This is a genomic window from Pseudomonas sp. DCA-1 (genome assembly GCF_046523955.1).
GTDB classification, from domain to species: domain Bacteria; phylum Pseudomonadota; class Gammaproteobacteria; order Pseudomonadales; family Pseudomonadaceae; genus Aquipseudomonas; species Aquipseudomonas putida_Y.
Genome location: NZ_CP169881.1, coordinates 3326219 through 3348928 on the forward strand (window position 1 = coordinate 3326219; position 22710 = coordinate 3348928).

Sequence of the window (22710 nt, forward strand, 5' to 3'; positions counted from 1 at the left end):
GCTCGCTTTCCTTTAAGTACGCAGTGGCTTGATTGCCATGCTGGTGTTCGGTGCCACGTCGGTGCCTTGCGCGCTGCTGGCCGGGCGGCTGTTCCAGTGCGGCAGCAACACCAGCGCCGAGAACAGCGCGCAGCCCGCGAACACGATGAACACCGTGACGCCGTCGAAATAACCCGGCAGCAGCCCGCCCAGCACCGCGCCCACCGACCCACAGCCGTTGACGAAACCTGCTGCGGTAGCGCCGGCCTTGGCGGTGCCGAAGTCGATGGCCGCAACGCCGCTGATCATCGAGTCCGGCCCGTACAGGGTCAGGCCCATGACGAACAGCAAGGCCACCACCAGCAGCACGCTGCCGGTGTGCATGGCCGCCATGAACAACGCCAGTGTCACGGTCAGCAGCACCAGGCTGATCACGCAGGCCGGCATGCGGCGGGCGCCAAACAGTTTGTCCGAGGCCAGGCCGATCATGATCGGGCCAAGCAGCCCGGCCAGTTCGAAAGCGGTCGGGATGATTGCCGCGCCCACCTTGCCCACCGAGGGCATCTGCTCGAAGACGATCACAGGGCCCCACAGCAAGATGGCGTAGCGCGCCGGCTTCAGCAGGAAGTACGCCAGGCCCAGGGTCAACACCGTGCGGTTGCGCAGGATTTCCCGCAGTGGCGCCCACACGCTGCACAGGTTGTCGGCCGGGGCCATGCTTTGCGGCTCGGGCTCAACCGCCGGCAAGCCGACGTCCTCAGGTTTGTTGCGCTGCAGGAAGAAGAACAGCACCGCCACCAGCGCCACCACGACCGCGCTGGAGAAAAACGCCGCATGCCAGGTGCCCACCAGGGTGTAGGCCCACCAGCCCGCGAACGGCGAGGCCACCAGGCCGCCGAAGGCATAGCAGGAACTCCACAGGCCCAGCACCCGCCCACGCTGCGAAGCCGGGAAGAAGCTGCCGATGTTCTTGCACAAGCCGGCCCAGCCAGTGGATTGCGCCAGCCCCTGTACCAGCATGCAGGTGGCGAAGATCGGGAAGGTTGCGTAACTGCCCATCACCACTGCCGCCGCCGCAGAGATCAGCAACCCGCCCAGTACGACCACGCGAGGGCCGAAGCGGTCGGCAAGCATGCCCCAGGTGAACTGGCCCACGGCATAGGCGGCCAGGTAGATGGCGTCCAGGTTGGCCATGGCGGCCTTGTCGAGCATGAAACCTGGGTCTTCGGCGATGCCCAGCTTGGCCACCGAGAAGGCTTTGCGGGTGAAGTAGAAGGCGGCGTAAGCCAGCCAGGTGATGGCGAAAATCTGGATGCGCCAGCGTTTGAACGCGGCTAGGGAATGATTCATGTAAGTCTGACCTCTTGCTCAAGTGTGCCGGCAGAATGTGAAGAAACGCCTGTCTTGTTCTTGTGTTACGCACAGCGATGACGAGGCTGTCATCGGGTCAGGTGGCGCCGTGTGAGCGCCATGGCCCTGGCGGCATTCGTGGTGCCAGCGTCGGGCTGAAATCCATGGAAACAGTTGCTGTAAGATAAATAAAATCGATTTATCGTATTACACACATAAGCCCAGCTTGTTACTGAGGTCGTCATGTCGGTTTCCCACGCTCAACTCAAGGCTTTCCACGCGGTGGCCGTGCACGGTAGCTTTACCCGCGCCGCAGAAAAGTTGTTTCTTACCCAGCCTGCGGTGTCCGACCAGGTGCGCAAACTGGAGGAGCGCTTCGGCGTATTGCTGTTCCACCGCAACAAACGCTCGGTGCAGCTCACCGACCTTGGCGAGCGGCTGCTGGGCATCAGCCAGCGCCTGTTCGCCTGCGAGGCCGAAGCCCAGGAGCTGCTGCACGACTCGCGTGCACTGCAGACCGGCAGCCTGGTGCTGGCAGTGGATGCGCCGGTGCACGTGCTGCCGCAGATCGCCCGCTTCTGCCAGCGCTATCCGGGGATCCAGGTGAAGATCGAAACCGGCAACACCGACGAATCATTGGCGCGGCTGTTCAGCTATCAGGCTGACCTGGCCCTGCTGGGCCGGGATGTCGATGACGAGCGCCTGCATTGCCTGCCGCTGCGTCGTGACCCGATGGTGGCGTTCGTTTCCCACCACCACCCATGGGCCAGCCGCGGCTCGATCAGCCTGGCCGACCTGGACGACACGCCACTGGTGCTGCGCGAGCCCGGCTCGGTGACGCGGCAGACGCTGGAAGAAGAGATGCAACGTGCCGGCCTGCGGATGCGCGCAGCGATCCAGGTGGAGGGGCGGGAAGCGGCGCGTGAAGCAGTGGTGGTAGGGATTGGTGTGGGCGTGGTGTCTGCGGCGGAGTTTGGTGCCGATGCGCGGGTATGTGCGTTACCGATAGTGGATTGCCAGCGCCATTTGACCGAGACCCTGGTGTGCCTGAGCGAGCAGCGAACCCGCCGGGTGGTGGCGACTTTCCTGCAGATGGTCGAGGAAAGGGTGTAGGCCTGTGCTGGCCTTTTCACGGGCTCGCCCGCTCCCACAGGTCCTGCGCAGCATCCACAATCCGCGGTGAAGCTGTGGGACCGGGCGAGCCCGCGAAGGGGCCAGTTCAGGCAACCCAACTATGCTGGGATAACCTCGATCCGTGGGCACCCACCCATGCTCTACCGCCTTGCCGCCGACACCTTGGTGCTGCTGCACCTGGCCTTCATTCTGCTGGTGCTGTTCGGCGGCCTGCTGGTGCTGCGCTGGCGCCCTGCCCTGTTGCTGCACTTGCCGGCCCTGGCCTGGGGCCTGGCGGTGGAGTGCCTGCATCTGGGCTGCCCGCTCACCACCTGGGAAAACCGCATGCGCAATGCCGCCGGTGACGCAGGTTACCGGGGCGGTTTCGTCGAGCACTACATCTGGCCACTGATCTACCCCGCCGGCCTCACCCCGCAGACCCAGCTGCTGCTGGGCACCCTCGTGCTGGCGCTGAACCTCGGCATCTACAGCTACGTGGCCTGGCGCTGGCGCCGTCCTAGCGGGTAGCGATCACGAACAACCGCGGGAAGGGCAACAGGACCTTGCCATCAGAGGCCGGCGGGTAATCGCGCTGCATGGCCTGCAGGTACATCTGCAGGAAGTCAGCCTGCTCCTGCTCATCAAGCCTGGCCAGATAAGGCCGCAACGCCGAGCCCTTGAACCATTCCACTACCGCTTCGGCGCCGCCCATCAACGGGTGATGATAGGTGGTGCGCCACACATCCACCCGTGCGCACAGCGGGCTGAGCAAGTCGTAGTAGAACGCCGCGTTGTGCCGTGGCGGCAACTGCAAGTCGGCGAACTTCGCCGCCCAGGGGCCTTGGCTTGCGATCTCGCGCAACTGCCGGTGGGCCGGTTCGTCGAGGTTGTCCGGGGTCTGCACGGCCAGGCTGGCGCCCTCGCTGAGCTGGCGCACCAGGTGCGGATACAGCAAGGCGTGGTCAGGCACCCATTGCAGCGAGGCATTGGCCAGGATCAGGTCCTGCGGCTCGGGGGCAGTCCAGCCGGCAATGTCGGCAATGACCGTGCGCACACGCGGGATGCACAGCCGCTTGCGCTCACGGGCCTTGTCGATCATGTCCGGGTCGCTGTCCAGTGCCGTCACCTGGGCATCGGGGTAACGTTGCAGCAGCACCTCGGTCGAGTTGCCGGGGCCGCACCCCAAGTCAGTGGCGTGGCGCACCGGCCGTGGCGGGATGGCGGCAATCAGGTCGCGTACGGCGCGCGTGCGTTCGTCTTCGAACAGGGAATACTGGGTGGCGGACCAGGCCATGTGCGGCTCCTTTGGGCGGGCAATGTGCCTAGCATATGCCATCTGTCGCCCGGCGGGACGGTTGCGCAGGGATAACACCGGAACTGATCACCTATGCTTGAAGTCAGTCCTTCCATGCGCACGCCCATGAAGACCTACATCGCCCTCGCCATCCTGGCCCTGATCGCCGCGGCCGCCCTGCTCGGTTCACCGTGGATGAACCAGCGTTTCCACATGCCCGCAGAAAAAGCCCAGGCCCAACAACGCGAAACGGCCGGGTCCCCAAGGGAGCCGGCCGTTTCCAGACGCGAGTGACGCTTAGTGCTGCTTGCTACCAGAGCGGATCTGGTGCACCACACCCATTGCCACCACGACCGCCGCAGCGATACCGGTGGAAATGACCAGGATCTGATAGTCAGGCATGAAGGCCATGGTGACCAGGGCAGCCACGATGAACGCGATCACCAGGTAGGTCAGCCACGGGAACAGCCACATCTTCAGGCGTACTTCCTTACCTTGGGCAATCAGCTTGCGGCGCATGCGCAGTTGCGAGAAGGCGATGACCAGGTACACCAGCAGGGCGATCATGCCGGTGGTGTTCATCAGGGTGTCCAGCACGTCTTTCGGGCGCAGGGTCTCGCTGAAGTTGATCAACGCACATACCACGGCCACGGCGCACGAACCCATGATCGCGTACACCGGTACACCGGTACCGGCGCGGGTGATCTTGAAGAACGACGGCGCGTCGCCACGCTGGGCCAGGGAGAACAGCATGCGCGATGCGGTGTAGTGGCCAGAGATCAGGCAGCTGCTCACCGAAGTCAGCACCACGAAGTTCATCAGCAGCTCGGCATACGGCACGCCCAGCAGTTCCAGGGTACGGCGGTAAGCGCCATAGCCAGAAACCCCCAGGTGCGGGTCGTTCCACGGTACCAGGCAGACGATCAGGAAGATCGAACCGACGTAGAACAGGCACACACGCCAGACCACCGAGTTGGTTGCCTTGACGATCTGCGCAGCCGGGTCTTTGGCTTCGGAAGCGGCGATGGTGACGATTTCGGCGCCGAGGAAGGCGAACATCACCCCGAGCAAGGCACCGATCACCGTGGTGATGCCATTGGGCATGAAGCCTTCGGCAGTGAGGTGGCTGATGCCACGCACTTCACCGAACTGCCAGATGTTCATCACGGCAGCGGTACACACGATCAGGAAGCAGACGATCGCAATCACCTTGATCAAGGCGAACCAGAACTCGAACTCACCGTAGTGCTTGACGTTGAAGAAGTTGACGGTGATCAGCAACAGGGTCGTGGCCAGCACGAACACGTTGACGCTAACGTCGGGGAAGAAGCCATGCAGGATCTTGCCCGCCACATAGGCTTCCCAGGCCATGAGGATGACCCAATACCACCAGTACAGCCAGCCGATGGTAAAACCGGCCCAACGGCCAATGGCGCGGTCGGCGTAGGTTGAGAACGAGCCGGTGTCAGGCGAGGAAGTCGCCATTTCACCCAGCATGCGCATGATCAGCACCACCAGGATGCCGCCTGCCAGGTAGGCCAGGACAGCGGCTGGGCCGGCACTGTGGATCACGCTGCCGGATCCGACGAACAAGGCGCCGCCAATAACCCCGGCGATCGACATCATCGTCAGGTGGCGCGACTTCAGCGAGGCACTGAGCTTGCTCTCGTGCCCGCTTTTCGCGGTGGTGGTTGTGGATGTTGCGTCCATCAGTTGTGTACCCCGTGCTTCTTTTTATCCAAGGAAAACTGTGAAACCCCGATGGCTGGCGATTTCACCTGTACATCAGTGCTAATGCGGGCAGGATGGTGTGAACGAACACACGCAGGCCTTCCATGGCGGCCTGCTGACGCGCCCCAGGGCGACTGCCTGAGGCGAACTGAACATGCTTTGTGTGGCGATATCCGACACCTAATGTAAAAATGTACGACGCAGAGAGCCATGCACAGTGGCATGAATCTCGCACTGCACTGTATAGGTCGCCCATGCAGTACACCCTGCAAACGCCAGGCGATACGCACCCTGAAGGCCCCGAATGTTCGAATTACATCCAGACTCCTCAACCCCGCTGGTCAACCAGATCATCGACGGGCTGCGCGATCTGATCGACAACCAAACCCTCAAGCCAGGCGCCAAGGTCCCGTCGATCCGCGCCTTTGCCGCAAGCTATTCGGTGAGTACCTTCACCGTGGTCGAAGCCTACGACCGCCTTGTCGCCCAAGGGCTGCTGGTGAGCCGTGGCAATGCGGGGTTCTTCGTCAACCGTGCGGCGGGCGACCTGTTGGAGCAGCACAACGCCGAGGCCGACACCAGTCGACCAATGTTCAACTCCGAGTGGTACCTGCAGCAGATCTTCGAAATCCGCCAGTTGCCTTACAAGCCGGGGTGCGGTTGGCTGCCCAACGACTGGATGTACGAAGACGGCCTGCGCCGCGGCCTGCGCCAAGTGGCCGGCAGCCCGCTGGAGTTGTCGGGGTACGGCGACCCCATGGGCCTGATGGAGCTGCGTGCGCTGACCGCCCAGAACCTGCAGCAAGAGCTGTCGATCGTCGCCAACCCGGCACAGCTGATGCTCACCCACGGCGCCAGCCAGGCCCTGGACCTGGCCGCACGCACACTGGTGCGCCCAGGCGATGTGGTGCTGGTGGACGACCCCGGCTACCCGAACCTCATGAGCATCCTGCGCACCCAAGGCGCAACCCTGGTAGGCGTGCCACGTACACCGGCCGGCTACGACCTGAACCAGCTGGAGCAATTGCTCACCCACCACCGCCCGACGGCGTTCTTCACCCAGCCGCACCTGCACAGCCCGACGTGCTCGCGCACCCCGCTACCGCAGTTGCACCGCCTGCTGCAGCTTGCCAGCCAGCATGGCTTCCGCCTGGTGGAGAACAACCTGTACGCCGACATGGTCGCCGAGCCGCAGCCATGCCTGGCCAGCCTCGACCATCTGCAGCAGGTGGTGTACGTGGGCAGCTATTCCAAGAGCATTTCGCCCAACGTGCGGGTCGGCTACATGCTGGCCAACCCCGAGTTGATGCAAAAACTGCTGCACCTGAAGATGCGCTCAGGCCTGACCACCTCGCAGGTGATGGAGCGCGTGGTGTATGCGGCGATCATCGACGGGCGCTGGCGCAAGCACCTCAAACGCCTGCGCCAGCGCCTGGCCGAGGCGCATCAGGAAGTTGGCCGGCACCTGTACCGATTGGGCTTTGAACTGTTCACCGAATCGGATGAAGGCATGTACATCTGGACCCGCCACCCGGCGATTCCCGATAGCGCCGCGTTGCTGGATGATGCGCTGGAGAAAGGCATCATGCTTGGGCCTGGGCAGTTGTTCATGGTCGACGCCAAGGCGACCGGGTGGATGCGCTTCAATGTGGCGTTCAGTACGGACCCGGCGATGTGGGAGTTGTTGGAGAAGGTGTTGGTGAAGCATGTGCGGCGGGGCGGGATGTAAGGCCGCTCCACATCAGTTTTGGGCCACACCTTCCTGTGAGGGCCCGCTGTCCGCCTAGTTTGTTCCCTTGATATCGAAGGTTCCCCGCTGCACCTCATCATTTCCAGCCATGCCCCCGGGGGAGGCTCGCGGGGCGCAATGGCAAGGTGAAATAACACCTGGCTTTTTTACCAATAGCGCATGACGCTTGATTCAGATGACCCCATAACTAACCGGACAACAAAGGAACGGGGGCCTCGCAAAGCATGCGAAGCACTGGTAGTCGAACGTGGGGGTTCAATCGCCGCGGGGGTGAGCAAGAAGATCCACTATCTGGTCATTGGCAGTATTGGCAACGAGCAGTGGCTGCACAGCAGTTACGGCACGAAGATCAAGAAAGCAGTGGAAATCAGGGAAGCGGGTGCGAACATTGCGATTGTGAGCGAGGCGCATTGGCAGCGTGCGGCGTTTGGTTGATGACCATGATGGCGCTCACCGCTTCTAAGCAGATCGATAGACCTCGCTACGCTCGCGCTTGCCAACCGATACCACCCACTACAACGATACGCTCGTCTTCGACGCGATAGACGAGGCCTTTGTGGGACATCGCCCAACCACTTGGACTGCGCAGTCGCGCAGAAAACTCAGCGCGCAAGCGGTCCGCGTACCATGTGGGAGCGAGACTTTGTGGGATTGGTAGTTGTGGCAAGACAGTGACACGCCTCAAGCCAAGAGCGCGTCCGGAAACTTGGATCCCATTCCTGGAAAAGGTATGCTGGGCAATAGCTAAACGCCACTACCCAGACAGGCTTGGTGCCTGTCTTCAAGGACGAACCCTTTGCCCAGCCACCCGACCCGCCATACCATCGCCCGCCAGTGGCAACTGCTCAAGTTACTGCCCGGCCGCCACCCGGGTATGAGCTCCACCCAGTTGCAGGCTGCCCTGACAGCCGTGGGCCATACCACCAGCAAACGCACCGTCGAGCGCGACCTGGTCGAGCTCGCCGCACTGTTCCCGCTACAGTGCAACAGTAAAGGCATGCCTTATGGCTGGTACTGGCAACCGGGCTTGAGCCTGGGCGAAGCGCAGCAGCTGCAACCCGACACACTTGCGCCCCCGACACACGTTGTACTGTATGCCTGGGTCGATGACGCGCTGGCCCGCCGGTTGGAACAGTCACCACTATCCCTCGACATGCAACTGACGCCGCAGGCTAGCGGCGGTGCCGCGCTGGTGGCCACCGTCGTCGACAACCGTGCGCTGATGGGCTGGCTGCTGTCCCAGGCGGGTTCGATCCGCATCCAGGCCCCGCAGGCGCTGCGCGCGGCCATGATTGAACAATTGCGCCAGAGCCTGGCGCTGCATGATGGAGAGAGCTGTAAGCAATAACGCCAACGGCGTCAGTAGGTTCCGGGATACGCTACGGCATCGCCAAAACGCGACGCCGGAATGGCTCAGGTCGCTTTACCGCGGGTCACGACGTGCCAGGCAAGCATAGGCCAGGCCCAGTACGCTGGCCGCCAGTATGCCAAGCAGTATCATCAGCTCACGGCTGTAACGGGCCACCATGGCCGGAAAACCGATGACCTCGCGGTACACCTGCACTTTGGCCTCACCATCGGCATGGCTGATACTGACCCCGCCATGGCGGATCTGTGAGTAGTCGGCATCGAAATACACCCACACCTTGCATGTGCCACCTGGCTCGATGGCCGGTATATCAACCTGGGCGGTGGGGGTTTCCAGCAGCGTGTCGTTGCCGGCAGCATTTCGCACCTGCACCAGGCCCTTGGCTGGCAGGCGGATTTTCACCTGCCGGACCTGCGCATCACCACTGTTGTGCAGTTCGACCAGCAGGCCGGTACGGTGGTCGACCAGCCCGGCCTCGAAAGGCTTGGCGAACAGCTGAGCATAAGGTGCCTGCGCCATTTCGATGAGCCGCTCGACCTGATCATGGCCCAGCTGGCCTTGAACGATACCGTTGATTTGCCCCTGCAACTGCTCGTACTTCAGCTGTTCGCTGGCTTTGCTGATCCGCTCGCTGAACTGGCCGGGGTAAGTGAGGTAGGCATAGGTGAGGGACGCCTCAAGACGCGGATTGCCCCTGAGCAACGCGTAGGCGGCCAACAGGACCATCAGGCCGATCAGCACGGCGACGAGAAGCTTTCCCACCTTGTCCCAGCTCAATGCATGCTTCCTTCTGTCGTGTTACAGACGATTAAAACCGCCCAAGGGTGCCAAGTTCGCGCCCCCCAGGCAAGCCTGGCTAGGCTTCGCCCTCGCCTTCGCGTGCCTGACGTATCTGCAGCAGCTGGCCGTCGATCAGTGACTTGGCCATCCCGGCCAGATAGTACGTGGCCTTCATCATCACCTGGCGGTCGCCAGGCCTGTCGATGGCCTTGCGAGTGATTTCGGTGATGCAGCCCATGATGCCCGAAGCTTCCATCAGTGCGGTGCGTATTGGCAGCTGCGGTTTCATTTGCACCAGTTCGGCATCGCTGTTGCCAAAGCGGCTCGCTGCACGCACGACAGTGGGTTTGCTGCTGTTTTTCGGCGTTTCGCTGTCCATGTCCATTCCTCAAGGTTAGGCGCGTGCAGAGGCTAGGCCGCTGTCTACCCCATTACAATGACAAAGGCCTGGAAACGGTCACTTTAGGAAATGGACTACAAGAACCCTGCAAAGGGAGCGCCGAGCCACCGCTCAGCCCCTTGACCCGCCCCCGGCAGTGGCGGACGATCAACCTCCCCCACACAAGGACGAACACCATGCTGCGGATACTGGGAAGAGCCTCTTCCATCAATGTGCGAAAAGTCATGTGGGCCTGTGCCGAATTCGAGATCGCATTCGAACGCGAAGACTGGGGCTCTGGCTTCAAGGCCACTGACAGCGCCGAGTTCCTCGGGTTGAACCCCAACGCCATGATCCCGGTGATCCAGGACGGCGACTTCACTTTGTGGGAATCCAACAGCATCATCCGCTACCTGGCCAACCGCTACGGCGCCACCGCGTTCTATCCCGGCGAGGCCCAGGCGCGGGCCAGGATCGATCAGTGGATCGACTGGCAGGCCTCGGACCTGAACCGCTCATGGAGCTACGCGTTCATGTCGCTGGTCAGGCACTCACCCGCTCACCAGGACCCGCAAGCACTGGCTGCCGGTTGTGCCGAGTGGTCACGCTACATGCGCATCCTCGACCGCCAACTGGCGAGCACCGGCGCCTATGTGGCCGGCAGCCAGTTCACCCTGGCCGACATCCCTATCGGCCTGTCGGTCAACCGCTGGTTCGAAACGCCGTTCGAGCACCCGCACCTGCCTGCTGTGCGCGATTATTACGAGCGACTCAGCGAGCGCCCTGCCTATCACTTGCATGGCCGAAACGGTACTCCGTAGTACCGCCAGGAAGTGTGTCGAGGGGCGCAAAGCGCCCCAAGGTTCCGGCCTGTTACAGCGCAACCTGCCGCGCAGCTCCCCCCCTCGCCCTCGCCAGGCAAACAGCAGCACCAACACCAGCCCCAGCGCCGCCATCGCAGCCCCCGCCAGGGAGATCGCCGGGTAGCCCAGCCCCGCGTTGATCACCGCGCCGCCCAGTGCCGCACCGATCGCATTGCCCAGATTGAACGCGCCGATGTTGACTGCCGAGGCCAGGTTGGGCGCATCCTTGGCCGCCTCCATTACCCGCATTTGCAGCGGCGGCACCAGGGCAAAACTGGCCGCCCCCCAAACCAGGATCGCCAGGGCGGTCGGCAATGGCCAGTCCAGTACCAGCGGGAACACCAGCAGCACGGCAATCAGCCCAGCCAGTGACAGGATCGGGGTGCGATCGATGGAGCGGTCCGCCGCCTTGCCGCCCCACACGTTGCCCAAGGTCAGGCCGACACCGAACAGCACCAGCATCACCCTCGGCGGTCAGCCGCATTCTCGCCCGCACCGAACAGCGCCTGGGTACCCGCCTGCTACTGCGCACGACCCGAGCGCTCGCCCTCACCCCCGAGGGAGAGGCCTACCTGCGCGGCGCACGGCGAGTGCTGGCGGACATGCTCGAAGTGGAAGAAGCCATCACTGACCAAGGCGTGCCACGCGGGCGCTTGCGGGTCAGCGCTGCGCTGGGCCATGCCCGGTTGACCGTAGTGCCTCTGCTGGCGGCCTTCAGCGCACGCTACCCGCAAGTGCTGGTTGACCTGACCCTCAGCGACGAGGTGGCCGACATTCTCAGCGGCCAGGCCGACGTGGCGCTGCGCTTCGGTCACCTGCCGGACAGCTCGTTGAGCGCCCGCGCCATCGGCGAGACCGGCCAGGTAGTGGTGGCCTCGCCCGATTACCTGCAACGCCACGGTACCCCGCTTGCGCCTGAAGACCTTGCCAGGCACAACTGCCTGCGCTTCAACTTCCGCCGTGCGATGCCCGACTGGCCGTTTCACCGCGACGGGCATACGTTCTCACTGAAGGTTAAAGGGAATATCGAATGCAGCAGTGGCGAGGCGCTGGCGCAACTGGCCAGGCTGGGCGCCGGCGTGGCGCGTATCGGCACCTTTACCGTGGCCGATGACCTGGCCAACGGGCAGCTGGTGCCGTTGCTGGAGGCTTACAACCCTGGTGATCGGGAACCGATTCATGCGGTGTTCGTCGGCGGCCCGGCGATGCCGGCGCGGGTACGGGTGTTTGTGGACTTTCTTGTGGAGCAGCTATCTGGCGGCCTGTAGGGCCGGCCTTATGTCGCGACAAGGCCGCCCACACGCCCCCTGGTCAGTCTCATCACGCTTGCATGCCGGCCAGGATAAAGTCCATGAACCGCCGCACATCCGCCCGGTGTGCCGCCATGTCCAGCGGCTCGCGGCTGCAAAGGCGCAGCAACTGAAGGTGCCCGTAATCGTTGATCAGGAACGCCGCATACCCCACGTCCAGCCCAGCCGACAGCCTGCCGCTGTCGCACAAGTCCTGTAGCAGGCACTTCAACTCGTTGACCAGCGCGTCATTGACCCGCCTGTAGGCATCCGGCACGCCCTGCTGCTCAGCCCCCAGCAACGGCAGCAACGGCGGCAATATCTCGCGCCAGAGCGGTGCAGGCAGCACCTCGAATGCGTAATCGGTCAAGTGCGCTTCGTAGCAACACAGGGCCTCCAGCGCATCGTCGAATTCCGGCAGGCGCCGCCGGGCTTCGGTCACCGCCCGGTGGTCGGCCTCGCGGAGCTTCTCCAGCAAAATCTCCTGCTTGCTGCCGAAGTAGGCAAACACCGTGGGCACCGACACTGCGGCCAGGCGCGCGATCTGTTCCATGGTGGTGGTCTGGTAACCCTGCGTTTCAAACAGGCCTAGCGCCGTTCGGCTGATGGTTTCACGACGCATCGCCTTCTGCTGCTCGCGCAATCCGCTCACATTCACACCTTTTTTCGATCCGTACACGTCGGCGCCCAGCATAACGCAAAGCTGTGTCGTAAAAATATTTTATTGACTAAAGGTTTTAATCAACTCAAAACTAATGTTCTATTCTGACCCCGGGAGTTGCCATGTCCACCGCCGCAGACCTCATCATCCACAATGCCCGCATTTACACGGTCGACCCGCACAGGCCCTGGGCCGAGGCGGTGGCCATTTGCGGCGAACGCATCGTTTGCGTGGGCGACCGCGGCAGCGTCATGGCATACGCCGGCCCTGCCACACGGCTGCTGGATGCCGGCGGCAAACTGGTGCTGCCGGGCTTCGTCGAGTCTCACTGGCACTTTTCCTCTACCGCCTTTGCCTTTCAGGCGCTGGTCAACCATACAGACCCACAACAGGTGCTGGCCCTGCTCAAGGCCTACGTCGAGGCCAACCCCTCTGAAAAAGCCATTACCGGCATGGGCTGGATCCAGCCGTTGATGCCTGGGCACATGTTGCGCCGCGAAGTACTGGATGCCATCTGTCCGGACAAGCCCGTGTGCCTGCTGTCCACCGACTATCACACCATGTGGGTCAACAGCTTCGCCCTGAACGCTGCCGGCATCGACCGCAACACCCCGGCGGTAGAAGAAGGCGCCAGCTGGTTCGAAAAGGACCCGATCACCGGCGAGCCCACGGGCCTGATCATTGACTGCGCCGCCTATTCGCTACTGATGCAACGCCTGAGCGAAGCCGGCTACCTGCCGACAGGCATCGACCTGTACCTGCGCTCGATCCCCTTCTGGCAGGAGAAACTGGTGGCGGCCGGAATTACCACAGTATTCGATGCCGGTTTCCTCGACCCCGCCGGCGACCAGTCGCTGCTGTATGAAACCTTGCAGCAACTGGAGCGTGAGGAGCGCCTTAAACTGCGGGTAGTCGGCAGCTACATCAACATGGGCACCGAGGACGACCCGGTCACTCGGCTGCAGGCCCTGCGCGAACGCTACGACTCGCCGCTGGTCAAGGCGCAGACCCTCAAGCTGATGCTGGACGGGACCGAGCTGAACCACACCGCATTCCTGCTCGAGCCCTATTGCGACAAGCCACACAGCTGCGGTTCGACGACCATGCCCGAGGAAGTGTTCGAGGGCCATGTACGCAAGGCCGACGCCCTCGGTATCGACGTGATGGTGCATGCAGTGGGCGATGCCGCCGTGCGCATGGCGCTGGACGTGTTTGAGCGCACGTTCTCCAGCAACCCGCCCCGCGACCGTCGCCACGTCATCACTCACGCCTTCCTCACCCACCCCGACGACATCCCGCGCTTTCGCCGTATCGGCGTCATGGCCAACACCCAGTTGCAGTGGGGCGTGGTCGACGCCTACGCCGAGGCCATCCAGCAGGCCTATGGCTACCCGCGCTGGGCGTCGATGTACAAATTCCGCAGCTTCATCGACCAAGGTGTGACCGTGTCCATCGGCATGGACGGCCTGGTGTGCCAATGCCGATGCCAGCACAAGCCGGTGGAACACATCGAATCGGGCCACACCCGCCAGCTCAGTGGCGAACCCGATGCCCCTGTGATGCCCGATGCCGACGAGCGCCTGAGCATCCCGCAACTGATCGCCGCCTATACCCTCAACGGTGCCTACCAACTGGGCCTGGAACGGGAAATCGGTTCGATCACCGTTGGCAAGCGTGCCGACATCATCGTGCTGGAGCAGGACCTGTTCGAACTGGACCGCTACCAGATCGGCAATACCGAAGTAGCGCTGACCGTGATGAACGGCCGCATCACCCACGACGCAGGTACCCTGCCCCGCGCCTGACCCCGGACCCGACCATGCACAACAATAACAACACCTTGCTTCTGCGTGCCGCGTTGATCTACATCGCCGCCACGGCGCTGATCATCATTGGCGTACAACCCATCTTCATCGGCCTGCTGGCCGAGCGGTTGCATCTGGACCTGAGCCAACAGGGCTGGGTACTTTCCAGTGAAATGAGCGGAACCCTGCTCGGTTGCCTGCTGCTGTCGATACCCAGGCGTCACCCGAGTGGCCGTGGGCTGTACCTGGCGGCAGCCTTTGCAGCGCTGATGTTGAACGTCCTCAGCGCTACGCTGGACACTTTGTCGACGTTGATTCTGTGCCGTTTTGCCTGTGGTATCGCTGCAGGTCTGCTGTATGCCGGGTCGATCAGCGGGCTTGGCCGGCTGCCGGGCCAGGATCGCTCGTACGGCCTGTCGCTGCTGATTCAAACCGCTGTCTTTGCCCTGTACGCGACGTGCCTGCCACAACTGGCAGAGCAGTTCGGCCACCGCACGGCGATTGCATCGCTGGGTTTCTGGTTCGTGCTGATCGCTATGGCTGCGATGTTCATTCCGGTACGGCTGCAGCATGCAACACCCGTGCGCCTGGCGCAGCCAGGCGGTGGCTCGGCGATTATCGGACACTACGCCCTGCTGGGGATGCTGTGCCTGCAGCTGGCCATCTATTCGTTGTGGGGGTTTGTCGAACAGTTGGCGCGCGAACGCGGCATAGACGCGGTGGATGTGGGCTGGGCGTTCGGGCTGGGAATACTGGGTGGCTTGCCTGGCGGTGCCCTGCCCAGCCTGCTGGGTGCACGGGTGAGCCGTGGCCCTATGATCGGCCTGGGCTCGCTGGTAGTGCTGGTGTCAATCACCCTGCTGGCGCGCTATACGCATGATGCCGATCAGCTGTGCATGGCACTGTTTCTGATGAACTTCGGCTGGGTGCTGGCGCTAACCTACTACATGGGGGCAATTGCCACCAATGACCCACGCGGCACGTTGACGCCCTGGGTCAGTGCGCTGCAACTGGGGGCCGCGGCGGCAGCGCCGGCGTTAGTGGCCTTGCAGCAACAGAGTGCCGGGCGGGAAATGATCTTTGCCAGTGCAGGGACGGCGGTGGTGTTGGGGTGTGCGCTGAAGTGCGTGGCCGGCGTGGTTCATCGGCGGGCAGTTCGTGAAGCTGGTTGATGGGGCGCATGAGCCGGTGATGGTGTGCAACGACTGCAGCCTGATCTGACACCGATACCGCCAGTTAGGTTATCTTCGACGCTTCACTGTACCGCCCGGGCCAGACCACCATGCGCATTGTCATTCCCGACGACTACCAGGATGTAATCCGTACCCTCGATTGCTTCGGCAAGCTGAGCGGGCATGCTGTCAGCGTCCTTCATGAGCACCCGCCTGCCACGCTGGAACAACTTGCAGCACGCTTTGCCGATGCCGACGCCCTGGTACTCACCCGCGAACGCACACGCATCGACGCCGCCTTGCTCGACCGCCTGCCCAACCTCAAGCTGATCAGCCAGACCGGCAAGGTGTCCAGCCACCTCGACCTGGCTGCCTGCACCGCGCGCGGCATTGCCGTGACCGAGGGGCGGGGATCGCCGGTAGCGCCTGCCGAACTGGCCTGGGCGCTGATCCTCAATGCCCGCCGACAACTGGTGCCGGCCATTGATGCCTTCCGCCAAGGCCAATGGCAGGTCAACCTGGGCCAGGCGCTGGCCGGGCAGACGCTGGGCATCTGGGGCTATGGCAAGATCGGCCAGCGCCTGGCGCGTTATGCGCAGGCCTTCGACATGCCCGTGCTGGTGTGGGGCAGCGACAGCAGCCGCGCCGCAGCCAAAGCCGATGGCCACTCTGCTGCCGCCTCGCGCGAGGCGTTTTTTGCCGAGGCGGATATTGTCAGCCTGAACCTGCGCCTTTCGGATCAGACACGCCATGGGGTGACCTTCAACGACCTGTCCCACATGAAGCCCGACGCCTTGCTGGTGAACGTCAGTCGCGCAGAACTGATTGCACCAGGCGCATTACTGCAGGCATTGGATGCCGGGCGGCCGGGCTATGCGGCGGTGGATGTTTATGAGGAAGAGCCGTTACTCGACCCGGCCCATCCACTGCTGCGCCACCCACGTGTACTCAGCACGCCCCACTTGGGGTATGTGGAGAAGAACGGCTACGAACTGTACTTCGGTGACGCCTTCGACAACGTGCTGGCGTTTTTCGAAGGGGTGCCGAAGAACGTCGCCAACCCGCAAGCTTTGGCACTTCAGCGCTTGAACCCGGCGCAGCCTTGAAGTTGTCCTAATCAAGCAGGTGCAGCCCCAGCGTGAAGACCGCCACGGCCAAGGCGAGCAATGACACGGCATGACGTTCCAGATACGCTGACCAACCGGGCGCTGACTGCGACGCGCATCCACATTGGTGCTGGGCCAGGCCGGTCAACCGCGTCTCCACACTGTCCATGCGGTCTGCCTGGGCGCTGGTTGCCAGTACGAGCTTCTTCAGCGCCGTGGTCACCGTGATGGACAGCTCCTCCCGAGCCTGGTTGCTGGCGGCCAGTTGCTGCTGGTACTGCTCAAGGCTCTTGCGGATCGCCCCTTCTTTCTGCACGCGGGCCAGGGTACTTGCCACCAGCTTTTTGTTCAGCGCCTCGATACTGGCCTGCAGTGCTTCGTGTTCGGTGGCCCGCAGGGTCGAAGCGTCCGCCTCAAGGTGGGGCTCGTGCATCCTGTTCCCATTCGCCTCGGCAAGTGGAGTCAGGGTGCCGTGTTCATGTAGCTGGTTCATCAATCACTATCCGGATACTGCGGTAAGGGGCGAGAAGCTATCAAAATGACATCATCGAATCCACTGATGAGTCGTGCAATTGACGGCTTTCGTCAGAACGTGCGCGTACACTTGCCTTCAAGCCACTCGCAGGAGCCGCTTCATGCCCTACCCCATTGAAGAAAAACTGGTCATCGGCGTTGCCTCGAGTGCGCTGTTCGACCTCTCCGTTTCCGATGACATCTACCAGACACAAGGTGTCGAGGCCTACCGCCAACATCAGGAACAGAACCTGGACGAGCCGTTTCCCAGGGGGGTGGCGCTGCCGTTCATTCGCCGCTTCCTGAGCATCAACAAGGCATTCCCCGACCAGTTGCCGGTGGAAGTGGTGCTGCTCTCGCGCAACTCGCCGGAAACCGGCCTGCGGGTGTTCCGCTCCATCAGCCACTATCAGCTGGACATCACCCGTGCGGCATTCATGTCAGGTCGCTCGCCCTACGAGTACATCCCCGCGTTCAATGCTTCGCTGTTCCTCAGTGCCAACGAGGAAGATGTGCAAAAGGCCATCGACGCCAACTACCCTGCCGGGCGTGTGCTGCCTACGCGCATCTACGATGATGAAATCGACACCGAGCTGCGGGTGGCCTTCGACTTCGATGGCGTGATTGCCGACGACGAGGCAGAGAGTGTGTACAAGCGCAACGACAACCTGGACGACTTTCAGGAACACGAGCGCGTGCACAAGGGCACCCCGCATTCGCCGGGGCCTTTGGCAGACCTTTACCGCAAGCTCTCGCGGATACGCATGCTGGAGGACCGCAAGCTGTCCGAAGACCCGACGTACCAGCGGATCCTGCGCATTGCCATCGTCACGGCGCGCAACGCACCTTCGCATGAGCGAGTAGTGACGACCTTGAAGGATTGGGGCGTATCGCCGGATGAGTGCTTTTTTCTAGGCGGTATGGATAAACCCAGAGTGTTGTCGATATTGAAGCCACATGTGTTTTTCGACGACCAGCGCACGCACTTGCAATCGCCAGCGGGGAACCTGCCGATGGTGCATGTACCGTTCGGGGTGGCGAACAGGGTGCGCTCGCCTCAGGCACCAGACCCGCAGCAGGAACAACTGTCAATTTGCGAATTGTCACGCGAGCCATAAACCGCCAGAGCGACACCCTTGACCCACGCCCGCTCGCCGCCGCATGCTCGAGCGCTTCCACCCACGCTCAAGGAACGATTGCATGAAGCTGGAAACGCTTGCCATCCATGCGGGCTTCAGCCCCGACCCGACCACCAAGGCGGTGGCCGTACCGATCTACCAGACCACCTCCTTCGCCTTCGATGACACCCAGCACGGCGCCGATCTGTTTGACCTGAAGGTTGCCGGCAACATCTACTCGCGCATCATGAACCCCACCAACGACGTGCTCGAGCAGCGCATGGCCGCCCTGGAAGGCGGGGTTGGCGCGCTGGCCGTTGCCTCGGGCATGGCGGCTATCACCTACGCCATCCAGACCGTCGCCGAAGCCGGCGACAATATCGTCTCGGTGGCCAAGCTGTACGGTGGCACCTACAACCTGCTGGCGCACACCCTGCCGCGCATGGGTATCCACACCCGCTTCGCGCCCCATGACGACATCGCCGCCCTCGAAGCGCTGATCGACGCGCGTACCAAAGCGGTATTCTGCGAGTCCATCGGCAACCCCGCCGGCAATATCGTCGATATCGCCGCGCTGGCCGAAGCTGCCCACCGCCACGGGGTACCGCTGATCGTCGACAATACCGTGGCCACCCCGGTGCTGTGCCGGCCGTTCGAGCACGGCGCCGACATCGTCGTGCACTCGCTGACCAAGTACATCGGCGGTCACGGCACCAGCATCGGCGGTATCGTCATCGACTCCGGCAAATTCCCCTGGGCCGAAAACAAGGAACGCTTCGCCCTGCTCAACACCCCCGACCCGTCCTACCACGGCGTCACCTACACCGAAGCCTTCGGGCCTGCCGCCTTCATCGGCCGCTGCCGTGTGGTGCCCTTGCGCAACACGGGCGCCGCGCTGTCGCCGTTCAATGCTTTCCTGATCCTGCAAGGCCTGGAAACCCTGGCCCTGCGCATGGAGCGCCATACCGAGAACGCGCTAAAGGTCGCCCATTACCTGCAAGCCCACGAGCAGGTGGCCTGGGTGAAGTTCGCCGGGCTGCCCGACCACCCCGAACATGAACTGGCCCAGCGCTACACCGGCGGCAAGCCGGCGTCGATCCTGTCGTTCGGTATCAAGGGTGGCCAAGCGGCTGGCGCGCGCTTCATCGACGCGTTGCAGTTGGTGGTACGCCTGGTGAACATCGGCGACGCCAAGTCACTGGCCTGCCATCCCGCTTCCACTACTCATCGTCAGCTCAACGACGAGGAACTGGAGAAGGCCGGCGTGCCACGGGACATGGTGCGCCTGTCGATCGGCATCGAACACAGTGACGACATCATCGCCGACCTGGCCCAGGCCTTGGAGGCCAGCCGCGGCTGATTCCTCCGCGCCCTACCCAATGTCGAAGGCGGGCGCACCTTCATCAAGCCTGGATGCACCCGCAATGACCCTGTTTTACCTGAAACTCACCATCACCCCCCTGCTGATGTGGGCCATCTCCCTCGCCTCCCGGCGCTGGGGCGGCCTGCTAGGCGGTTTGCTGTCCGGCCTGCCGATCACCTCGGCGCTGGTGATGACCTTCCTGTGCCTGGAACAGGGCACGGCCTTCGCCCTGGGCGCGTTGCCCGGCGCACTGGGCGGCCTGGCGGCGGTGCAGGCCACCTACACCGTCTACCTGCTGGCCACGCGCACACTCGGCATCGCCGTGGCCGTACTGCTGGCGTTGCTGTTCTATGGCCTGGCGGCCTATGCCTTTACCCACTGGGGCAGCCTGTACCTGTCGATTGCAGTGGCGTTGGCGCTGATCGGCGTGCTGATCCGCGCCAGCAGCCGCGAGCCCAAACCTGATACCTTGGCCCGCCCCCGGCACCGGCACTGGGAAATCCCGTTGCGCATGGTATCTGCCACTTCCCTGCTGATGATCACCACCAGCCTGGCCAGTTGGCTGGGCCCGGCGACCAGTGGGATGCTGGCGCCCATTCCGGTGATTGCGTGGCCACTGGTGGTGTTCGCCCATGTGCAGGGCGGGCGAGCCGGGATGGCGGCGATGGTGCGGGGCAATGCGATCGGCGCGGTGGGAGTGATTGCGTTCTATCTGGTCTTGGCGGGGCTGCTGGAAACGTGGGGCGTTGGTGTGACCATCGGGCTGGCCATGCTGTGCGCTGTGGTGCTGACCATTGGGCTGGCCGCTGTGTTGCGGCGACGTTGATAGCCCGTTGGGGCTGCTTCGCAGTCCATCACAGGCAGCCAGCGCCTGCAGGAACCGAGCGGACTGCTCGCACCTGCGGTCTTAGTCGAACGCCCCGTTCAACACCTCATAGATGATCCCGGTCGCCACGGCGACCAGAATCAGGTCTGCGCCCGCTTGCATCCACTCATACCCGTCGTAGTGAGGCAGCTGCCCCAACAGACGGCCATCCAGTTTCTTGGCGATACCAGGTGGCAGGGGCTTGCCGCGGGCCAGGTTCTTCTGAATGCCTGGAGGCAATGCCGGGCCCGGGCTCCAGTAGTTGCGGTGGCCACCGAGGATACCCAATACATCGCCACGGTCGATGGACGGGCCGCCGTGCCAGTCATTGCCGCCGGCGCTCTGCTTGTGGCCGCCCGAATTGCCCTGGCCCTGGGCGTGCGGCGCCTGGCCCTTGCCGTGCCCCTGACCTTGGCCCTGGCCCTGGCCCTGGCCTTTGCCATTACCCGGGTCGGCGAGCACCGGGCCAGAGGCCAAGGCCACCGCCAATGAGGTGACAACGGCTGTCATGATTGTTGATCTGGCCATGTGAGCATCCTTTGCGAGAGAGGTTGCCCCACACTATAGACGGTGCGCACGCCTGCTTCACTTGCAACAGCCTCAGCAGGGAGGCTGACAAGGCAGGCACGCTTCGGCCACAATCGGTCGCCTGGTCCACGCTGGGAAGCACTGCATGCTCACTACCCTCGCCATCGGCAACTACCGCTCGATCAACCACCTGGTCCTGCCGCTGGGCCAACTCAACCTGGTGACCGGTGCCAACGGCAGCGGCAAATCCAACCTGTACAAGGCGCTGCGCCTGCTGGCCGAAACCGCACAGGGCGGTGTGGTCGAAGCCCTCGCCCGTGAAGGCGGGCTGGATTCGACCTGGTGGGCCGGCCCAGAAACCAGCGCACGAATGCGGCGCGGCGAAGTGCCCATCCAAGGCCAGCATCCGAGCGAAGCCAGGCGCCTGCGCCTGGGCTTTGCCACCGAGGACCTCGGGTTTGCCATCACACTCGGCCTGCCAATTCCCCTGCCGTATCCGACCGCGTTCATGCTCGACCCCGAAATAAAGTGCGAGGCCATCTGGGGCGCTGGCGCCTATCGGCCCTCGTCCTTGCTGGTCGAGCGCAAGAACGCCTTGGTGCGGGCCCGCGAGGGCAACAGCTGGGCGGTGCTTGATCAGCATGCTGACAGCGGCGAGAGCTTCTTCAACATCGTCGGCCGGCCCCGCCAGGCACCGGAAATCGGTGACCTGCGCGCATTCATCAATAGCTGGCGGTTTTACGATCACTTCCGGATTGACCGTGATGCGCCTTGCCGTCAACCCCAACTGGGCACTCGCTCGCCGGTACTGCATCACGACGGGCGCAACCTTGCCTCAGCGTTGCAGACCATTATCGAAATTGGCGATGTGGAGGATCTGGTGGAAGCGCTGAATGACGCGTTTCCCGGCAGCCGTCTGGAGATCAATGCGCCACCTGGCGGGCTGTTCAGTGTAAGGCTGCACCAGCACGGTCTTTTGCGCCCGCTCGAGGGTGCTGAATTGTCGGACGGCACCCTGCGTTATCTTCTGCTGATGGCCGCCCTGCTTACACCACGGCCGCCATCGCTGATGGTCTTGAACGAACCGGAAACCAGTCTGCACGCGGACCTGCTTCCGGCCTTGGCGCGGCTGATCATTCGTGCATCACGCCGTAGCCAGGTTTGGGTGGTATCGCACAGTGCGCCATTAATCAACGCGCTGGCAGCCTGTGACGGGTGCAATGTGCTAGAGCTGGAAAAAATACAAGGGCAAACCCAGCTGCGGGGGGTTGGGTTGCTGGATGAGCCGCTGTGGCGCTGGGCTGACTGAATTCAAGGACGGTATGAGCCCGGCATGACTAACCGGCCCCGGTAATCTCATCCATGAACTGGGTAAGAAAGGTTTCAAGCCGGGTATGACGCTCGGCAGCAAGGCGAGCCCCTTCTTGGGTTTTAAAGCCCGAGGCGAGCTTGAGCAGTTTGGTCTGGAAGTGCTCGATGGCATACGCCCCGTCCTGGTACGCCCTCTGCTGCGCGAAAGGATTCTCGAAGTCATAGAGCGCCGACCCCATTCGCCCGGAGACGTAAAAACACCGGGCAATACCCACCGCGCCTATGGCGTCAAGCCGGTCACTGTCCTGAAGGATGCAGGCCTCAAGTGTCAGCGGTTCGAGTCCTGCCGAGTAACTGTGTGTTTTGATCGC

General features: G+C 63.0%; 21 protein-coding genes and 4 pseudogenes. 15 read left to right on the forward strand and 10 right to left on the reverse strand.

Annotated features, from left to right (window positions below; all coding sequences use genetic code 11):
* Window positions 1–12: 12 nt before the first annotated feature.
* Window positions 13–1329: an MFS transporter gene (locus ACE4QZ_RS15610; protein ID WP_021783150.1), complete on the reverse strand. Its 1317-nt coding sequence runs from the start codon at window positions 1327–1329 to the stop codon at window positions 13–15.
* 243 nt (window positions 1330–1572) lie between these two features.
* On the opposite strand from ACE4QZ_RS15610, the gene ACE4QZ_RS15615 reads away from it, so the two are divergent.
* Entirely contained in the window at window positions 1573–2442 is an 870-nt protein-coding gene (locus ACE4QZ_RS15615) for a LysR substrate-binding domain-containing protein (protein ID WP_021783151.1), read from the forward strand.
* 156 nt (window positions 2443–2598) lie between these two features.
* Complete coding sequence (locus tag ACE4QZ_RS15620; RefSeq protein WP_021783152.1) at window positions 2599–2970, forward strand: DUF2784 domain-containing protein; 372 nt, start codon at window positions 2599–2601, stop codon at window positions 2968–2970.
* Here ACE4QZ_RS15620 and tam read toward each other — a convergent pair.
* Entirely contained in the window at window positions 2960–3736 is a 777-nt protein-coding gene (gene tam / locus ACE4QZ_RS15625) for a trans-aconitate 2-methyltransferase (protein WP_021783153.1), read from the reverse strand. The genes ACE4QZ_RS15620 and tam overlap by 11 nt on opposite strands.
* A gap of 114 nt (window positions 3737–3850) precedes the next feature.
* Here tam and ACE4QZ_RS15630 point away from each other — a divergent pair, with 114 nt between their 5' ends.
* Complete coding sequence (locus ACE4QZ_RS15630; protein WP_028698076.1) at window positions 3851–4030, forward strand: hypothetical protein; 180 nt, start codon at window positions 3851–3853, stop codon at window positions 4028–4030.
* Between the two features lie 3 nt (window positions 4031–4033).
* Here ACE4QZ_RS15630 and ACE4QZ_RS15635 read toward each other — a convergent pair whose 3' ends face one another.
* On the reverse strand, window positions 4034–5446 hold the full coding sequence (locus tag ACE4QZ_RS15635) for an amino acid permease (protein WP_021783155.1): 1413 nt from the start codon (window positions 5444–5446) through the stop codon (window positions 4034–4036).
* 325 nt (window positions 5447–5771) lie between these two features.
* Between ACE4QZ_RS15635 and ACE4QZ_RS15640 the strand changes: the two genes are divergently transcribed.
* From ACE4QZ_RS15640 to ACE4QZ_RS15650, 3 genes and pseudogenes are all read left to right on the forward strand, one after another.
* Complete coding sequence (locus tag ACE4QZ_RS15640; protein WP_021783156.1) at window positions 5772–7196, forward strand: PLP-dependent aminotransferase family protein; 1425 nt, start codon at window positions 5772–5774, stop codon at window positions 7194–7196.
* A 231-nt stretch (window positions 7197–7427) separates the two neighbouring features.
* Window positions 7428–7652 (forward strand): annotated as a pseudogene (locus tag ACE4QZ_RS15645) (NAD-dependent DNA ligase); the annotation flags it as partial.
* A 361-nt stretch (window positions 7653–8013) separates the two neighbouring features.
* Window positions 8014–8565, forward strand: coding sequence for a WYL domain-containing protein (locus ACE4QZ_RS15650; protein ID WP_021783158.1), 552 nt, complete (start codon window positions 8014–8016; stop codon window positions 8563–8565).
* 75 nt (window positions 8566–8640) lie between these two features.
* Here ACE4QZ_RS15650 and ACE4QZ_RS15655 read toward each other — a convergent pair whose 3' ends face one another.
* Both ACE4QZ_RS15655 and ACE4QZ_RS15660 read right to left on the reverse strand, forming a co-directional pair.
* Window positions 8641–9363, reverse strand: a complete 723-nt coding sequence (locus ACE4QZ_RS15655; protein ID WP_021783159.1) for a hypothetical protein — start codon at window positions 9361–9363, stop codon at window positions 8641–8643.
* Window positions 9364–9442: 79 nt separating this feature from the next.
* Entirely contained in the window at window positions 9443–9745 is a 303-nt protein-coding gene (locus ACE4QZ_RS15660; protein WP_021783160.1) for a DUF3077 domain-containing protein, read from the reverse strand.
* 197 nt (window positions 9746–9942) lie between these two features.
* On the opposite strand from ACE4QZ_RS15660, the gene ACE4QZ_RS15665 reads away from it, so the two are divergent.
* Window positions 9943–10566 carry a glutathione S-transferase family protein gene (locus ACE4QZ_RS15665; protein WP_028698077.1) on the forward strand — a complete coding sequence of 208 codons (624 nt, stop codon included), beginning with the start codon at window positions 9943–9945 and terminating at the stop codon, window positions 10564–10566.
* A gap of 63 nt (window positions 10567–10629) precedes the next feature.
* Here ACE4QZ_RS15665 and ACE4QZ_RS15670 read toward each other — a convergent pair.
* Window positions 10630–11070: pseudogene (locus ACE4QZ_RS15670) on the reverse strand (MFS transporter); the annotation flags it as partial.
* Here ACE4QZ_RS15670 and ACE4QZ_RS15675 point away from each other — a divergent pair.
* A pseudogene (locus ACE4QZ_RS15675) lies at window positions 11070–11876 on the forward strand (LysR substrate-binding domain-containing protein); the annotation flags it as partial. The pseudogenes ACE4QZ_RS15670 and ACE4QZ_RS15675 sit on opposite strands and share 1 nt — an antisense overlap.
* Window positions 11877–11928: 52 nt before the next feature.
* On the opposite strand, the gene ACE4QZ_RS15680 reads toward ACE4QZ_RS15675, so the two are convergent.
* Window positions 11929–12549: a TetR/AcrR family transcriptional regulator gene (locus ACE4QZ_RS15680; RefSeq protein ID WP_028698078.1), complete on the reverse strand. Its 621-nt coding sequence runs from the start codon at window positions 12547–12549 to the stop codon at window positions 11929–11931.
* A gap of 131 nt (window positions 12550–12680) precedes the next feature.
* Here ACE4QZ_RS15680 and ACE4QZ_RS15685 point away from each other — a divergent pair, with 131 nt between their 5' ends.
* From ACE4QZ_RS15685 to ACE4QZ_RS15695, 3 genes are all read left to right on the forward strand, one after another.
* Window positions 12681–14363 (forward strand): amidohydrolase, encoded by a 1683-nt coding sequence (locus tag ACE4QZ_RS15685; protein ID WP_021783164.1) that lies wholly within the window; start codon window positions 12681–12683, stop codon window positions 14361–14363.
* Window positions 14364–14377: 14 nt separating this feature from the next.
* Window positions 14378–15535 carry a hypothetical protein gene (locus ACE4QZ_RS15690; RefSeq protein ID WP_021783165.1) on the forward strand — a complete coding sequence of 386 codons (1158 nt, stop codon included), beginning with the start codon at window positions 14378–14380 and terminating at the stop codon, window positions 15533–15535.
* A 110-nt stretch (window positions 15536–15645) separates the two neighbouring features.
* Window positions 15646–16641 (forward strand): D-2-hydroxyacid dehydrogenase family protein, encoded by a 996-nt coding sequence (locus tag ACE4QZ_RS15695; protein ID WP_410480090.1) that lies wholly within the window; start codon window positions 15646–15648, stop codon window positions 16639–16641.
* A gap of 7 nt (window positions 16642–16648) precedes the next feature.
* On the opposite strand, the gene ACE4QZ_RS15700 is transcribed toward ACE4QZ_RS15695, so the two are convergent.
* Window positions 16649–17134, reverse strand: a complete 486-nt coding sequence (locus ACE4QZ_RS15700) for a hypothetical protein (protein ID WP_021783167.1) — start codon at window positions 17132–17134, stop codon at window positions 16649–16651.
* A gap of 142 nt (window positions 17135–17276) precedes the next feature.
* On the opposite strand from ACE4QZ_RS15700, the gene ACE4QZ_RS15705 reads away from it, so the two are divergent.
* The 3 genes from ACE4QZ_RS15705 (at window position 17277) to ACE4QZ_RS15715 (ending at window position 20461) form a co-directional block, all read left to right on the forward strand.
* Window positions 17277–18272, forward strand: coding sequence for a 5'-nucleotidase (locus tag ACE4QZ_RS15705; RefSeq protein WP_021783168.1), 996 nt, complete (start codon window positions 17277–17279; stop codon window positions 18270–18272).
* Between the two features lie 82 nt (window positions 18273–18354).
* The gene (locus tag ACE4QZ_RS15710; RefSeq protein WP_021783169.1) at window positions 18355–19632 is read left to right on the forward strand and encodes a bifunctional O-acetylhomoserine aminocarboxypropyltransferase/cysteine synthase; all 1278 of its coding nucleotides are present in this window, start codon (window positions 18355–18357) and stop codon (window positions 19630–19632) included.
* 64 nt (window positions 19633–19696) lie between these two features.
* On the forward strand, window positions 19697–20461 hold the full coding sequence (locus tag ACE4QZ_RS15715) for a hypothetical protein (protein ID WP_021783170.1): 765 nt from the start codon (window positions 19697–19699) through the stop codon (window positions 20459–20461).
* A gap of 81 nt (window positions 20462–20542) precedes the next feature.
* Here ACE4QZ_RS15715 and ACE4QZ_RS15720 read toward each other — a convergent pair whose 3' ends face one another.
* The gene (locus ACE4QZ_RS15720; RefSeq protein WP_031322262.1) at window positions 20543–21028 is read right to left on the reverse strand and encodes an anti-virulence regulator CigR family protein; all 486 of its coding nucleotides are present in this window, start codon (window positions 21026–21028) and stop codon (window positions 20543–20545) included.
* Window positions 21029–21173: 145 nt separating this feature from the next.
* On the opposite strand from ACE4QZ_RS15720, the gene ACE4QZ_RS15725 reads away from it, so the two are divergent.
* Entirely contained in the window at window positions 21174–22337 is a 1164-nt protein-coding gene (locus ACE4QZ_RS15725) for an AAA family ATPase (protein WP_028698080.1), read from the forward strand.
* Between the two features lie 28 nt (window positions 22338–22365).
* On the opposite strand, the pseudogene ACE4QZ_RS15730 reads toward ACE4QZ_RS15725, so the two are convergent.
* Window positions 22366–22710 (reverse strand): annotated as a pseudogene (locus tag ACE4QZ_RS15730) (phosphohydrolase); the annotation flags it as partial.

Bases quoted from the DNA above. Each gene is read 5' to 3' on its own strand.
- ACE4QZ_RS15610 (WP_021783150.1), bottom strand. From the start codon at position 1,329: ATGAATCATTCCCTAGCCGCGTTCAAACGCTGGCGCATCCAGATTTTC.
- ACE4QZ_RS15615 (WP_021783151.1), top strand. From the start codon at position 1,573: ATGTCGGTTTCCCACGCTCAACTCAAGGCTTTCCACGCGGTGGCCGTG.
- ACE4QZ_RS15620 (WP_021783152.1), top strand. From the start codon at position 2,599: ATGCTCTACCGCCTTGCCGCCGACACCTTGGTGCTGCTGCACCTGGCC.
- tam (WP_021783153.1), bottom strand. From the start codon at position 3,736: ATGGCCTGGTCCGCCACCCAGTATTCCCTGTTCGAAGACGAACGCACG.
- ACE4QZ_RS15630 (WP_028698076.1), top strand. From the start codon at position 3,851: ATGCGCACGCCCATGAAGACCTACATCGCCCTCGCCATCCTGGCCCTG.
- ACE4QZ_RS15635 (WP_021783155.1), bottom strand. From the start codon at position 5,446: ATGGACGCAACATCCACAACCACCACCGCGAAAAGCGGGCACGAGAGC.
- ACE4QZ_RS15640 (WP_021783156.1), top strand. From the start codon at position 5,772: ATGTTCGAATTACATCCAGACTCCTCAACCCCGCTGGTCAACCAGATC.
- ACE4QZ_RS15660 (WP_021783160.1), bottom strand. From the start codon at position 9,745: ATGGACAGCGAAACGCCGAAAAACAGCAGCAAACCCACTGTCGTGCGT.
- ACE4QZ_RS15665 (WP_028698077.1), top strand. From the start codon at position 9,943: ATGCTGCGGATACTGGGAAGAGCCTCTTCCATCAATGTGCGAAAAGTC.
- ACE4QZ_RS15685 (WP_021783164.1), top strand. From the start codon at position 12,681: ATGTCCACCGCCGCAGACCTCATCATCCACAATGCCCGCATTTACACG.
- ACE4QZ_RS15690 (WP_021783165.1), top strand. From the start codon at position 14,378: ATGCACAACAATAACAACACCTTGCTTCTGCGTGCCGCGTTGATCTAC.
- ACE4QZ_RS15695 (WP_410480090.1), top strand. From the start codon at position 15,646: ATGCGCATTGTCATTCCCGACGACTACCAGGATGTAATCCGTACCCTC.
- ACE4QZ_RS15700 (WP_021783167.1), bottom strand. From the start codon at position 17,134: ATGAACCAGCTACATGAACACGGCACCCTGACTCCACTTGCCGAGGCG.
- ACE4QZ_RS15705 (WP_021783168.1), top strand. From the start codon at position 17,277: ATGCCCTACCCCATTGAAGAAAAACTGGTCATCGGCGTTGCCTCGAGT.
- ACE4QZ_RS15710 (WP_021783169.1), top strand. From the start codon at position 18,355: ATGAAGCTGGAAACGCTTGCCATCCATGCGGGCTTCAGCCCCGACCCG.
- ACE4QZ_RS15715 (WP_021783170.1), top strand. From the start codon at position 19,697: ATGACCCTGTTTTACCTGAAACTCACCATCACCCCCCTGCTGATGTGG.
- ACE4QZ_RS15720 (WP_031322262.1), bottom strand. From the start codon at position 21,028: ATGGCCAGATCAACAATCATGACAGCCGTTGTCACCTCATTGGCGGTG.
- ACE4QZ_RS15725 (WP_028698080.1), top strand. From the start codon at position 21,174: ATGCTCACTACCCTCGCCATCGGCAACTACCGCTCGATCAACCACCTG.